Source organism: Lentisphaera araneosa HTCC2155 (assembly GCF_000170755.1).
In the GTDB taxonomy this organism is placed as follows: domain Bacteria; phylum Verrucomicrobiota; class Lentisphaeria; order Lentisphaerales; family Lentisphaeraceae; genus Lentisphaera; species Lentisphaera araneosa.
Genome location: NZ_ABCK01000002.1, coordinates 259,382 through 273,610, shown reverse-complemented (window position 1 = coordinate 273,610; position 14,229 = coordinate 259,382). Strand labels below are relative to the sequence as shown.

At 44.6% G+C, this 14,229-nt stretch carries 7 protein-coding genes; all 7 read right to left on the bottom strand.

The features are described 5' to 3' along the window. Positions 1 to 112: 112 nt before the first annotated feature. Positions 113 to 2,293, bottom strand: coding sequence for a sulfatase (locus LNTAR_RS02500; RefSeq protein WP_007277054.1), 2,181 nt, complete (start codon positions 2,291 to 2,293; stop codon positions 113 to 115). Positions 2,294 to 3,505: 1,212 nt separating this feature from the next. After that, positions 3,506 to 7,264 (bottom strand): PVC-type heme-binding CxxCH protein, encoded by a 3,759-nt coding sequence (locus LNTAR_RS02495; protein WP_007277053.1) that lies wholly within the window; start codon positions 7,262 to 7,264, stop codon positions 3,506 to 3,508. 77 nt (positions 7,265 to 7,341) lie between these two features. Beyond that, the gene (locus LNTAR_RS02490) at positions 7,342 to 9,426 is read right to left on the bottom strand and encodes a serine/threonine-protein kinase (RefSeq protein ID WP_007277052.1); all 2,085 of its coding nucleotides are present in this window, start codon (positions 9,424 to 9,426) and stop codon (positions 7,342 to 7,344) included. A gap of 8 nt (positions 9,427 to 9,434) precedes the next feature. Continuing rightward, positions 9,435 to 10,070, bottom strand: coding sequence for an RNA polymerase sigma factor (locus LNTAR_RS02485; protein WP_007277051.1), 636 nt, complete (start codon positions 10,068 to 10,070; stop codon positions 9,435 to 9,437). A 25-nt stretch (positions 10,071 to 10,095) separates the two neighbouring features. Further along, the gene (locus LNTAR_RS24980) at positions 10,096 to 11,598 is read right to left on the bottom strand and encodes a GDSL-type esterase/lipase family protein (RefSeq protein ID WP_007277050.1); all 1,503 of its coding nucleotides are present in this window, start codon (positions 11,596 to 11,598) and stop codon (positions 10,096 to 10,098) included. Between the two features lie 10 nt (positions 11,599 to 11,608). Beyond that, positions 11,609 to 13,129, bottom strand: a complete 1,521-nt coding sequence (locus LNTAR_RS02475) for an arylsulfatase (protein WP_007277049.1) — start codon at positions 13,127 to 13,129, stop codon at positions 11,609 to 11,611. 15 nt (positions 13,130 to 13,144) lie between these two features. Next, complete coding sequence (locus tag LNTAR_RS02470; protein WP_007277048.1) at positions 13,145 to 13,840, bottom strand: SGNH/GDSL hydrolase family protein; 696 nt, start codon at positions 13,838 to 13,840, stop codon at positions 13,145 to 13,147. Positions 13,841 to 14,229: the final 389 nt, after the last annotated feature.

Genomic DNA, 14,229 nt, shown 5'->3' with positions numbered 1-14,229 from the left:
CACTCGATTTTATATTGATCTGTTTGCCTAGCACTGACGTACTAGGCTGATATATGCCGTAACTTCGGTACTGAATACTTACAATTGCCTTCTATGGTGAATGCATTAAAGATTAAAAAAGCGGGTCAGTTGGGAAGCGGTTGATGTAGGGGCTTGAGGCTTCGGCAGTTCCTTTGAGTTCGCGAATGGCTTTGCGCAATTGGAAGATGCTTTGTGCATAGGCTTCTGGATCTATTTCTTTCTGAGAGCAAACCACACGGGCCTTTTGAAGTGTTTGTTCCAAGGGAGCTCTCTCGAGTCCTTTTTTAATTGCCGATTGCTTAGCTTTTTCTCCGAGTTTCATCAGCGCAATGAGACCCGGTTTCCAAGCAAAAGCATTTTTAAGTATTCTGGAATCGGTGTGACCCACATCTTTTTGGCCATAAGTGGGAAGTTCTTCGGAGCTAATCATGAAGTTTTGCGAATCACGCAAAACGAAGGCCATGTGCGTGGCTCCAGGAGGTGCTAGAGCCGTTACTGTGCCCTTTTCAATTTTTGCGGCAATCGCAAACCATTCCTCGCGATGTCCGCGCGTGCTATCGAACGCTTTTGGATTCATTGTGTAGTAGAGTTCAGCTGCAATGATTTTGTTTTTGCCCTTTTCATATTGGACCGCAACTTGATCGCCTTGACTCGTGAGTGAGAGGATTTTTGGGATTTGAGAACGTTCTTGATCACTCAAGTTTTTTACTGTGGAATTGCGGTAAGGCATGCGGGCGCCATTCTTTTCTAGGTATTCATCGAGTTCTCGATTGAGCGCTGCGAAGACTTCGGGGTTTTCTTTGGCCACATCATATTTCTCTGAGATATCATTAATAGAACCATCGGCATTATAAAGGCGATAGAGCTTAGTGCTAGGCTTTGATGGGCCACCACCACTCACACCATAATCACGGATGAGTTTCCAAGGGCCTTTGCGCATGGCGGAGCAGCTTTGGCTATCCATGGGGAAGAACCAAATCATGCTTTCGCGTTTGCGACCATCGGAAAAATAGCTTGGCTTATTGCTCCCTTGGAAGTGTTCTAGGATATCACAGCCATCTAAGTCGAGTTCAGGTCTGGCTTTGAGACCAGCAATATTCATGAAAGTGGGGAAGAGGTCAACCACGTTAATCATTGTATCGCATCTTGTTCCAGCAGGAACTTTGGGACCGATAATGAGAAAAGGAATGCGCACACCACCTTCAAAGCTGCGTTGCTTACCTCCCTGAAGTGGGGCGTTATCTGTGTAGGGCAGGACGCCACCATTATCCGAATCGACAATGAGGTAAGTATTATCGATCAATTTGTGACCAGGATTGCGGGGGTCATCAGTTTTTTCTAGGTAGGAAAGTACGTCACCAATCATGTAATCAACAGTCTCCACCATGCTAGCGTAATAGGGGTTAGTATGACCGGGTTTCCCTCGATCCATGGGGCCTTCTTCTGTGGGGAAATCGTAGCCCATTTTTTGGAGGTACTTATCGAAAAGTGCTTTATTACGAGTCTGTATGGGGCCGTGAACATAATAGGGGCAGTAGTTGAGAAAGAAGGGTTTATCTTTGTGTTTTTTGATGAAACCCATGGCGAGGTCGTGGGGCTTATCAAAAGGCTGACCTTTTTCATCGAGTTGATAGGGATCGCTTGGATGATTGGTGGCAAAACCAGATATACGGCTGGGTTTCATTTTTCCCCAAGTACCAAAGAATTGGTTTTTGTGGCCAGGAGTCGAGAGCCAGAGTTCCTCATCATTGTAATATTTATGGCGGCCATTTTTTTCAGTAAAGCCAAAATCAAAGCCTTGATCGGTAGGGAAGGGGTAGCCGGCTGATTTTCCGCCGGCATGCCATTTGCCTACGTGGCCCGTAGTATACCCAGCCTCTTTGAGGACGTCAGCAATCGTGGTTTCCGAATCGGCTAAACCATAATTATAATAGGGTGGGATGAGGGGAGAGCTTGATCTCCAGGGGCGCGGGAGGCGTCCACCTTGAACGTGGTAAGTCCCTGTATTAATGGGGTACTGGCCTCGTAGAAAGGAAACGCGTGAAGGGGCGCAGGTGGGCGCGGGAGAATAGGCTTGAGTAAAGTGACGACCAATCTTTGTTAAACGATCCATATGCGATGTTTCGTAAATGGGTTTGCCATCGAGTTTGTGAGAAGCAATATCCTGCCAGCCGAGGTCATCGACCATGATGTGAACGATATTAGGTTTGGGGGCATCTTTAGCGATTGCACCTAATGATAAAGCAGAGAAAAGAAAAAGTAATTTCTTCATTATAAGTCCAGTTGTTTTAAGTATGATTTAATCAACAACAGATACATAAATTTTGATACAAAATTAAGGGGATAATTCCACTTTTTTTTATTCAAGGAAGCGCTCACCTCGAGCTTAGTAGGCGCTGACGCTTAGGTTTTAGCTAGGGTTTATCACGCAGAGTCGCTGGGGCGCAGAGTTTTTTGCTGGGAGCGCAGGAATCCTTCCTGCAGGGTTTTCAAAAGCTATCAGAATGGGCATGTAGTCCACGGTTTACCGTGTGGGAGAAGAAAGTTGCCAGATCGCTACGCTCTAAGACCGCTGCGCTGAAAGATCGTTCGCAAGCTCACTGTAAGATCGCTTCGCTGTAAGAAGTAAGAGACTTGCTATAACCTTAAGTTATTTATATGTGTTAATCTGAGTTTATCGGTGGATGAATTTTCTTTTCTTTATGCCGTACCTTCGGCACTCGAATTTATATTCATTATTATTTACTAGCACTGACGTGCTAGGCTGAGTTATGCCGTACCTTCGGTACTGATGATGAATGCCGCAGGCATGCTATAAAATAGCCCAATGGCGTGAGCCTTGGGGGTAAAATGTAAGATTAAAGGAGAATGCCAAAGGCATGGCATAGAGCCCTATACCGTACCTTCGGCACTCGAATTTATATTCATTATTATTTACTAGCACTGACGTGCTAGGCTGAGTTATGCCGTACCTTCGGTACTGATGATGAATGCCGCAGGCATGCTATAAAATAGCCCAATGGCGTGAGCCTTGGGGGTAAAATGTAAGATTAAAGGAGAATGCCAAAGGTACGGTATAGGGCTCTATACCGTACCTTCGGCACTCGAATTTATATTCATTATTATTTACTAGCACTGACGTGCTAGGCTGAGTTATGCCGTACCTTCGGTACTGATGATGAATGCCGCAGGCATGCTATAAAATAGCCCAATGGCGTGAGCCTTGGGGGTAAAATGTAAGATTAAAGGAGAATGCCAAAGGCATGGCATAGAGCCCTATACCGTACCTTCGCACTAGATTTATTAATCTGATAACTAAAAGCGAAGCGATCTGACAACTGATGACTTTCTTCAATTCTTTCAGCGAAGCGGTCTTACAGCGAAGCGGTCTTACAATGCGTAGCATGGTCTTTCAGCGAAGCGGTCTTAATGCGCAGCATGGTCTTGTAGCGCAGCGTTCTAAAAGCGCGAAGCGCGTTCTAACTCACTGCCATTGCTTCATGTATTCGACGATGTCGGCGACGTCTTGTTCTTTGAGGCCGAGCTGTTCAGCCGAGAGCATGAGTGAACGTTTCATGGGAATGATTTTTTTGACTTTTGATTTGGGGATTATTTGTCTGAGTCCACCCGTGGAAACGACGATGAGTGGATCGCCTTTACTCTCGAGCATCCCTTGAACGACTGTGTCGTCTTTCAGAATAATTTCATGACCCTTGAAGCCGTGCGCCAAACCTTGAGAAGGATTAATAATGGCGTGAATTACGGCATCTTTTGATTGCTTTTGAGCCCAGCCTTCGAGGCGGGGACCATAGTGCGGTCCTGCACCATTGATATTGTGGCACATGGTGCAGATCATGATCTTTCCTTTACCCTGATCGGCATTGCCTTGAAGTTGAGAGATTGCAGGAACTTTGAGTTTACTGGGAGTCTTCTCTGCAGCTACGGTGATACCTTGAACTTTGATCGCTTCGGGATCGTAGATGTTTTTGATTTCAGCTGCAATATCGAGGTCAGCCCAATCAGAAGTAGCGCGTTTGAAAATCCAGTCACTGGTTTCCTTACTGATTTCTTTTTGTGTCTTGGCAATTTGCACTAGGGCGAGAGCTGATTTTTTATCCTTGATGAAACTCAGGGACTCCACTGCAAAGAGACGTTGCTCTTTTGTGAGTGAGTCACTCGAAGCACGGAGGCGTAGGTCCTCGATCGCATCGGAGGGGCCTAAGCGCCAAGTGATGCGAGCAAAGGCTTGATTCCACGCAAGGGGACCATTCGAAGCAAATTCCTTCTTGAGGGCTTGCCAAACTTCATTCTCTTTATTTCCTGCACCGAGGCCAATAGCTTCGACATAGTTTTTATCGTAGCCTTTGATTGCTTTGACGAGGTCAATAAATAGAGGCGCAGTCTCTTTGGCAGAATAATGACGCAGGGAGAGTGCCACATCACGACGAACAGCTGTATTGGGATCTTGTGAAAGCTTTTTTGCGAAGGGAAGCATATTTGCATTGGCGCGACGTAGAGCACGGTAGGCAATGAGACGGTGATTGGCCTTGGGGCTATCGAGTAGTTCGAGACATTTTGCCATGCCTTTTTTACCTGCGTGAGGCAGAAGCCAAATGGCACGCGCCGCGACAAATTTATTGGGGTGATCGAGAAGTTGAATGAGTTGGCCAGAAGATTTTCCACCGGATTTTTTCAAAGCTTCAAAACCGAGATAACGCACATTGGGGGAAGGATTTTTGAGGACATCAATCTGACCCTTAATCGTAGTGAGGTCAATTTTTGGCACGACAGACTTGAAGTTTTTGGGAGCAATTCGGTAAATGGTGCCTGAGCAAGAATTATCAATTGAGTTGTGACCGCCTGTTCCTGGGTCATACCAATCGGCAACATAGAGGGCGCCATCGGGACCAACGCAGACATCAGATGGACGGAAGTAGAGGCGTTTTTCCGTTTCTTCTGCACTCTCAGACTGATTTGGATTCTTATTCGTTGTGAAAAAGTTAAAGCGATTGAGTTCAAAAGTCGCGCCTGCTTCTTTTGGAAAGTAGCCGAGAACAGTATTTCTGGAAGTGGCTGATGAAAGGTACATGCCTTCCCATTTTTTGCCGAGCGCGCCATTTTCATAGAAGGCCACACCAGAGGGACCACCTGAACCATAGACATCGCCAGCATCAAAGGTTCCGGGATTATCTTGTCTCCAGTGAGCTTTTGGAACGGATTGACCGGCACGACGCTCAGGCTGCCATTTGTATTGACCATCGAGTGAATAGTAACCCGCAGAACCATACTCTAGGACATAGGAATTACGGCAGCTCGAGTAATCGTCGTTATCACTTTGGAACATGTCACCAAATGAACTGAGTGTTTGCTCATAGGAATTGCGGTAACCATGACCAACGATTTCGACGTTGGAACCATCGGGGTCCATACGCACAGTAAAGCCAGATGACCACACAAAACCATCATCACTTTTAGCACCCTTGAGTTCGTGAGTCGGAGTATAAAAGTATTCTTCTGGAGCACCACCGCGATAGTTGGTGTTCATACGGAAAGTTTTACCCGTCTTATCCGTAAAGATTGCGCCACAGTTACCACTATTGAAGTAAAACTTACCATCGGGACCGGCCGTGAGTGAGTGCAAGGAGTGGTCGTGCTGACGTCCGTTAAAGCCCGTGAGTAGGGCTTGTTTCTTATCGATTTTGGGATCGAATTTAAGGTTGCGATCAACGTCAGTATAAATAATCAGTTCTGGTGGTTGAGAAACGATGATCTTATTATCAAAAACCGCAATGCCGAGCGGTGCAGCGAGGTTGGGGTCTTGATCAAAAACTTGTGACTTATCAGCTTTGCCATCGCCATTGGAGTCGGTGAGAACGACGATGCGATCACCTTCTTTACGGCGTTGTTCACGTTGTTTGCGGTAGTTGACGGCTTCAGTAACCCAGATGCGCCCCTTGTGGTCGATATCCATGTTTGTTGGATTATAGAGTTGGGGCGTACTTGCCCATACAGTTGTTTCGAGGTTTTCGTCAGGGACGGAGAAGTACTTGAGATTAACTTTTTCGGGAGCTGTTGGAGGCCATGAGGGAGTCGGTGGACCTTTTCTTACGGGTTTTTTAGCCGTTTTTTTTTGGCTTGTTACGGGTTTTTTAGCCTGCGGAGATTTCGCGACAGGAGCTTTTGCCACTGATTTTTTAGCAGGCTGAGTTGTATTAGCCTGAGGCTTTTTGGGTGTGGGTTTCTTTTTAGGCTTACGCTTTTTTTGAATGGCGCGACCATCGGCTCCGAGTTCGGGAACTTTGCCGGGAGCTTGTGTAAGTAGATCCGCAGTGGGGAGTTCAATTTGAGTCGGCTCATCGGGGCGATTGAGATTGGTATTGAGCATAGCTTTGGTCACTTTTTGTGAAGGGACACCCGATTTTGGAACATCTACTTTTGCGACCCACGCAATTGTGTTGAGAACGAGTTTTCTATAGTCATCGATGGCCCAGTTATTATGGTAGTGACCGCCCACAAATCCAGCACCGCGAGCAGAGCCGTCTTTGGGATTGCGACAGTAAATGATGGGCTGCTCAGTTCCCAACTTATCATAAGCACTTTTATTCCAAAATTTTGAGCTGCCGTAGCGCACCATGTTTTTCTTTGTAGGAACGGCCGAGGCGATGTTTGAACATTCGTCACAGTCGTGTTTCATGTTCATATTCCAGTAGAGTTCGTCGTAAACTTTTACCGGTTTGTCTAAGCCTCTAGAAGCAGGGTGGTCTTTGTTGATTTTAAGATCGGCAATCCAAGAAGGGTTAACGGAAAATGCGTCGTCATAATAACCGCCAATCCAAGGCTTATAATATTTTTCGCCAACTTCTTTTGTGGGGTGAACTCCGTAATGCATAAACATGATGCCCATGCCTTTTTTAACATTCTCGTCAAGCACGGCATATTTCTCTCCGAAGTTTCCGCCGCCATCGGCGTAAATGACACAGGCATCAACACCTTCAAAAATACTTTCGTCTTGCGGCCATCCATACCACTGAACTTTGGCATCAATATTGAGGCCACTCTTGTTGAGAGCATCGGCTAAGAGCATTGACCCTGCTTTAAATTCATGAATACCGTGGCGGTGTTTGGTGTCGCCAGCAATGAAGAGGATTTTTGTTTTGTCTTTTGCGATGAGTGCAAAAGCAGGGGCCAAAAAGAGTCCTGCAAGCAAGATATTTTGAACAGCTTTTCTTAAATTGAGTTTCATAGTTGCTCTCGTTTATTAATTGATTCTGCAGAGTGAAACAGGGTGTTTGCGGTGATCGCAACGACAAAAGGTAATTTTTAGTTCTTTTTTTCTTTTATGGTGACTTCGTAAAGGGATTGGAGTTTCTTGAGCTCCCCCTTTTTAAACTGGCCCGCATGAATAGTGATTTTTTTTAGATTAGCTAAGCTATCCAAATGTTGAAGTGTGTTGATATCGGTCCAGCTGATATCTAGTGATTCAATTTGGCTATTTCTAATGGGGAGCAGACTGCGAATAGCGGTGTCGGAAAGCTTGAGTTCACGCAGTAAATTTAGATGTCCAGTAAGGTGCCTTAAACTTGAAATACTTGTAGAACTTATGTTTAAACTATGCAGCTTTTGACTAGTGATTGAGGTAAAATCACTAATAGAGCTATGGGATAAATCGGTGCTTTTTGCAGGGAAATTTTGAAAGGCAAGAGCGGTTTTTAATGACTTGTTGTTAGAGAGACTTAATAGGCGTGTTTCCTTATTATAAGAGAAATTCATACGTTTGAGATTATTCATGATGAGTGTCGTCTGATAGGCAAAGTCAATGCGCTCATCAAGTTCCATAGTGGAATTGGCCTTGTAGTGAATGTAGCGAATAGATAGAGGGTTTAATTTCAATTCACGAAGTCTTTTAATTAAAATGAGTCGGTCAGTGGGATCCAATTTTATGGAGTCATCATTTTTAACTTCGCGGAACTCATCACAGATTTTAAGCAAGGCGCTATTCTGCTTTGTATGAACTAGAGCTGCAAGGGCCTGGTTAAACTCCTCTTTGATGAAGTGAAGCTCGGCTTTTAGGTGCCAGGCCTCAGTCAGTTCAGGATTGAGTTCAACGGCACTGCCGCAAAAGTTAACGGCGTCATCGATATTAAAAGTGGAATAAGCCAATTGAGCTCGCTCAAAAAAACGTGGAGCAGCCTTTTTGTTAATCTTAATCGCATAATCTTTTTCAAGACGCATTTTTTCTGCGAGCTGAAGTGAGTTCTCAGCTTGTTGGCGAGCATTTTCTTTTTCGAGATTAATTTTCTCGAAGTAGATAACAGTGAAAATAATGATGAGTAGGGCGGAAAAGCCTCCGAGGGCACTGACGATTTTATTGCGCTTAATCCATAAGTTTAATAGCTTGATTATTCCGGCATTTTCTGCGTTAGTCGCAAAACCTTCGCGATAACTGAGAACTTCCTTTTGTAGCTCGAGTACAGAGCTATAACGATCCTCAGGCTTCACTGCCATGGCTTTACGGCAAATGGCTTCTAGAGCTTCAGGACTTGCGGGGTTTAGTTTCCTGGCAGTAGGGTAAAGACCTTCACAAGTATTGGACAGGACCTGATTAAGGTCAGGCCCTTTGAAAGGTTTTTCGTAGCACAAAATTGTATAGAGAATGGCTCCGAGGGCAAAGATATCGGTAGCCTCACTCTTTTTTGCTTTTTTATAGGAAGCCTGTTCGGGTGCCATGTAACCTGGCGAACCTTTTATCATGCCATCAATGGTAACAGACTCTTTATCAAAGGGATTAAATGAGTAAAACTGCAACATGTTTTCATCGCAGTTCTCAGCCAAAATATTGGCTAAACCCCAATCACAAACAACCAAGTCACCATAATTGCCGATCTGAATATTGTCAGGCTTGAGGTCCAAGTGCAAGACCCCTTTGGAGTGCGCATAAGCGATCGCATCGCAAACTTTGAGAAAGTAATCGAGGTTGCGACTGAGTTTATCGTTGGGGGAAAGTTGATTCTTCTTATCTTCTTCAAGGATTTCGTAGAGCGAGCGCCCAGAAATAAATTTCATGGTGAACCAAGGAAGTTCATCCTCAAGCCCGAGGTCGTAGACGGGAACAATATTGGGGTGCTGCAGAGAGGAAGTTAACTGGGCTTCTTGCAGGAAGCGTTCTTTTCGAGTGGGGATTGAATTGTCTTTGAGTTTGGCCATGGCGACTTCACGACCAGTGTAGTTGTCGAGGCAACGATAGATGACTTTAGCACCCCCCTCATTGAGGAAGTCGAGCTCGCTGTAGCGTTCGAAGCAGTCCTTGATATTATCGATGATGGGAGTTTCGGAGAAATTGGAAACTTCGTCACAAAAGTGAGCGAGCTTTTTGCTGTAGCCTTCTTCTTTGCGTTTTTCAGCCATGCTTGAACTTATCCACCTAACTCAAAGTTGAGGCGCGTGATTTCTTTGAGCAAGACATTGCGAATGCGAGATTTATAAACGCGGACGACATTGGGGGTAATACCAAACTTCTCGGAAAGGACTTTATTATCATCTTCATCGAGTGAGGCCTCAAAAACCTGCACGGCTTTGGGAGAAAAGTCATCTTTAATACTCTCCCAAGCTTTATTGGAGAGGAAACTCTTCCATTCGACTTCGGCGATCTTATCGATCTCAGGTTGAGTAATGAGTTTGATGGATTCGGCAACTTGTTCAAAATTGACATCCTGCTGCTTGTTGCGCGCGGCTTTGGATTGAACGTAGTTATAAACTGTGTTGCGAATAATGACGCATAGCCAAGTACGGAAACGGCATTTTTCTCTTTCATATTTAAAATCGGAAAGTGATTTCCAGAGCTTAAGTAGGACGTCCTGCAAAAGGTCTTCACAAGTACTCGGATTAATGCCCATATTGCGAATAACGAGATAGATGTAGCCTTCGTATGAATTGACAAACTCTTCCCAATACTCATCACCCTCAGAGTGCTGCAATTTGTGCAAAAGTGTGTGACGAGTATTATTGGATTCTTTCATGCGATTTTTTGTGCCTATGAAGTTTAAAAACATATGATGAACTTTACTCCTGTGTCATTTAGATTGCTAGTTTTTTCACCTTAGGACGCTGAATCTTTGGTTGAGAATTGTCAGAGAATTCAGTCAGGATTGGCTTTAAGGCTTTTGCCCAACCGTCATAGCCTTTGCTATTCAAGTGCAAACCATCGCGTGAATAAAGGGTTTTATTGATAGAGCCCTTTGAATCGAGAAAAATTTTACTGATATCGCGATGGAAAATCATTTCATTATCAGCGATTTGAGGGATGAGTTGATTGAGGGCTTTAACGCGTTCATTTTCTGGTGCCCGCCGGGGAAAAACGGAAAAAACGATGATTTTTGAATTGGGTAAGCGCGTACGAATTTCTTTGATGATTTCTTGAATACCAGTGAAAATATCTTCGTTAGAATCGGGGCTATAACCCTTTTTGGGATTGTGCATGTGATTGGTGCCAATCATTAGGGTGACGAGTTTGGGCTCAATATTATCCAATGCTCCATGTTGAATGCGCCAAAGTACATTCTGGGTACGATCGCCCGCAAAACCCAAGTTGAGCATATTGAGCCCAGAAAAAGTTTGTTCGTAATTCTTTTCCGATTCCCAATTGTGGGTGATGGAATCGCCAATCATCACCAAATCAATCTGACGATTTTTGGCTTCTGCCAGTTTCGCATTATGGCGCTTGGGCATGAACTTTTTGAGTTTTGAAGGGATGGGGCTAATAGTTGATAGTTGTGAAGCTTTATTTGTGTTCCTTAATATAAAATCAGCAACGCGCTGTGGATCGGGGTGATCAAAGTGATGACCTTTTGCACGTGGGCCATTTTTGACTTCAATGATTTCAATACTTCCGCCAAGTTTCTTGTAACGTTCTGCGAGTATAAATGTGTTTTCTTCAGAGGGAACCACTTGATCATTGAGGCTGATGAGGTGGAGTAGGGGGATCTTTTCTTTTGCGATGGGCGCAAGTACATCAATGGGATTTTGTTTGTATTGTAGAGCTTGCTCTTCAGTGATTTGGTATTGCTTTGAAACATTTTGCCAGGCTTTGCTATTGCCCACACCCTTGCCTTTACCTCCGGGCCAGCTCTTGAAATCGCAGACGGGAACTTCGGCGTAAATAGACGCGACTTTTTCTGGGTTTTGAGCTGCCCAACGATAGGCAAAGAGGCCACCGCGACTGACGGCTTCTAAGCTGACTTTTTTGGCAAGGCCTTTTTCTGTTGTCATGTGATTGTAAAAAGCATCCCAATGCTTAAGAGCGGAGGAGCTCCCTAACATGTCGTCGGTATTGATATAAGCGACATGAAAGCCTTTGGAGAGTAAAATGAGGTCGACTTCGGGGTGATAAGTTGGGAATCGTGCTCGCCAAACCCATGGTTTATGGGGAGCACTTTCTTTGGGCTGAATGATAAAAGCATCGCGACCATCGACTTTTAAATCAATGCGCTTGTAGTCCTGCCAAGGATTTTTTTTACTTTTTGCATTTAGGTTGGCGAAAAGACTGAGTAGTATAATGAAGAGGGTAAATGTTTTTCTCATTAGGTACCTTTTAGAGTTTAGCAGGAGCCCATTCCGGGATCCCTTTTTCTTTGAGCTGTTTATTGTAAAGTATGTGGAGGTGATGCTCTTCGGCTTTGAGCCTAGGCAGGCCTTCGTTGATGAGCAAGCTCTCAGTCGAGTCCCACCATTGATCGAATTGAGCTTTCATTTTTTCGGCGACTTCGGGATGTTGCTCAATGACATTCTTTGTTTCTCCGGGGTCATTGGCAATATCACTCAACCAGGGGCCATCGCCATCCATAATGTTAACCAAACGCCAGCGCGAATTGCGCACTGCCATGCCGTAATACTTGGCGAGCTCACGAGTTTTCTTGCCTCTTCCGCCACCACCCCAGCGACCACGGTGAAAAAATAAAGTTCTATCATCCCACTTGGCATTTGGGTTTTCAAGTAAAGGGATTAATGAACGACCGCTAGGACTTAAGGAACTTTCAGGAATGTTTGTCCCAGCGAGTTCACAAAAAGTACGGTATAAATCGATGTGAGCGCTTAAGGCAGAAATATCTACCCCTTCCCCTAAGACACCTTTCCAGTACCAAAAGGAAGGGACGCGCGATCCGCCTTCCCAAGCACTATCTTTGTGCCCCTTCATGCCAGCGTTCCAAGCATTGAATTTCCCTTTGACGCCTTTTTTTCCAATTGATTTCATCGCCATGCCATTATCAGTCATGAAAATGATAAGTGTATTATCTAAGGCTTTCCATTCCTTAAGTTTCTCCACCATTAGACCGAAATTATCGTCGATATTTTCGATCATGCCATAGCGAGCGGCGACAGATTGATTATAGCCTTCGTCGATAAAGCGTTTTTTATATTTTTCGGGAGCAATGAGAGGCCCGTGGGGAGCGTTTAAAGAGATGTAAGCAAAGTAAGTTTGATTATTTTCATGCTGCTTTTTAATCCAGCTTAAAGCGGCCTTAAAAAATACGTCAGTGCAGAAGCCTTTGGTTTGCACAATTGTATCATTGTGAAGTAAGACATTGTCAAAATACTTATTAGTCGCATTGGGTTTGAAGTCACCAAAATTGTACTGACCGATTCCACCGGCGCCGTGCATTAGGACTTCATCAAAGCCACGGTTTTGAGGGCGGTACTCTTCCCCATCGCCTAAATGCCACTTGCCAAAGAGACCCGTTTTGTAACCGGATTTCTGCAGTGCTTGCGGAAAAGTAATGACCGCGGGAGCTAAGCGATCTCTCTGCATGAGGGTGTGACTGATGCCAACTTCGAAAGGGGAGCGACCACTCATGATGGCAGCACGTGTAGGCGTACAAGTTGAGCTCACTTGAAAGTCTGTAAAGCGCGTTGATTTGGCGTACATCTTATCAATATGCGGAGTTCGCAAAATAGGGTTACCCATACAGGATAAGTCACCCATGCCCTGATCATCAGTTAAAACCATGATGATATTGGGCTTTGCACCCTTAAGTATTTTTTTAGTCTCAGCGGCAAAGTTATTAAGGCTAAGAAGACTTAGAGCGATACTAATAAATGATTTTCTAATTTTCACATGTCCCTCACTTGCTTATTTATTTGTAAGATTCTGATTAATGATTTTTGCGACTTGCGCAGCGAGCAGGTCACGACCTTCATCAGTATAATGAACATTGTTTTCACCACGTTGATATTTTGCACGCTCTTTAGCCATCACCTGGTAAAGATCATTGATTTGCACTCCGTGTTTCTTCATCACTGCTCGTGCAGCGTCATTGAAGGACTTGGCACGTTCTTCGCTAACAACAAATTTTACCTTGCCCTCGGGTCCGATACAGGGTGGCGTGGTCATGGCAAATACTAGCTTAGCCTTTGACTTCTTTTTTATTTTACCGATAATACTATCGAGGCTGGCGGCATAAGACTCAGGAGTTGATTTGACTTTTTGCGCCCAACCATACCAATCCCATAGACCAAAATTAAAATGAATCACATCCCATTTGGATTTGCCGAGCCATTTTTCAATTTCTTTGTCACCAAAAGCTGACCAACGACAATTTGTCGTCGGCCGATGGACATTGGCTTTGCCATCGAGTAGACCTCGTACGCGGGGGGTATAGCCAATAGAAATTGAGTCCCCAATAATAAGTACACGGGGTAAATCGGATTTATCCACGGGATTAGTAAAGGCATGATTGAAAGGCGTTTTTTTAGCTTTTTGCGCATGAAGATGAGTTTGTGAAAAGCTGACTAAAGCCACGATCAAGATAAGGCATATTTTTTTCATTTTTTCTCCAGATAAACTTTGCTTATAATGAATTAAACAAGGCAAAAATACCTTCGTATCGAATTCAGTGTAAAAACTGATGTTTAAATTTTATTTGTTTAGAGGGATTAATACGGGCATCGCATATTGAGTAGATTTTTGTTGGGTATAACATTAATCACTTTATCCGCCCCCGGTGGCAGCCGGGCCCGTGCGGCAGCACATTCCCGTTTTTGATGAATTGTAGGGACTCCGTCCCCATCCCTGCAAGGTGTGCCCACCTTGAGAGGCAGTAAAGTGCTGAGATGAAGATATTAAATTATCCGCCTCCGGTGGCAGCCGGGCCTGTGCGGCAGCACATTCTCTTTCACTCTGAATTGTAGGGACTCCGTCCCCATCCCTGCAAGGTG

Coding starts and splice junctions, on each gene's coding strand:
- LNTAR_RS02500 (WP_007277054.1), bottom strand. CDS start 2,293: ATGAAGAAATTACTTTTTCTTTTCTCTGCTTTATCATTAGGTGCAATC.
- LNTAR_RS02495 (WP_007277053.1), bottom strand. CDS start 7,264: ATGAAACTCAATTTAAGAAAAGCTGTTCAAAATATCTTGCTTGCAGGA.
- LNTAR_RS02490 (WP_007277052.1), bottom strand. CDS start 9,426: ATGGCTGAAAAACGCAAAGAAGAAGGCTACAGCAAAAAGCTCGCTCAC.
- LNTAR_RS02485 (WP_007277051.1), bottom strand. CDS start 10,070: ATGTTTTTAAACTTCATAGGCACAAAAAATCGCATGAAAGAATCCAAT.
- LNTAR_RS24980 (WP_007277050.1), bottom strand. CDS start 11,598: ATGAGAAAAACATTTACCCTCTTCATTATACTACTCAGTCTTTTCGCC.
- LNTAR_RS02470 (WP_007277048.1), bottom strand. CDS start 13,840: ATGAAAAAAATATGCCTTATCTTGATCGTGGCTTTAGTCAGCTTTTCA.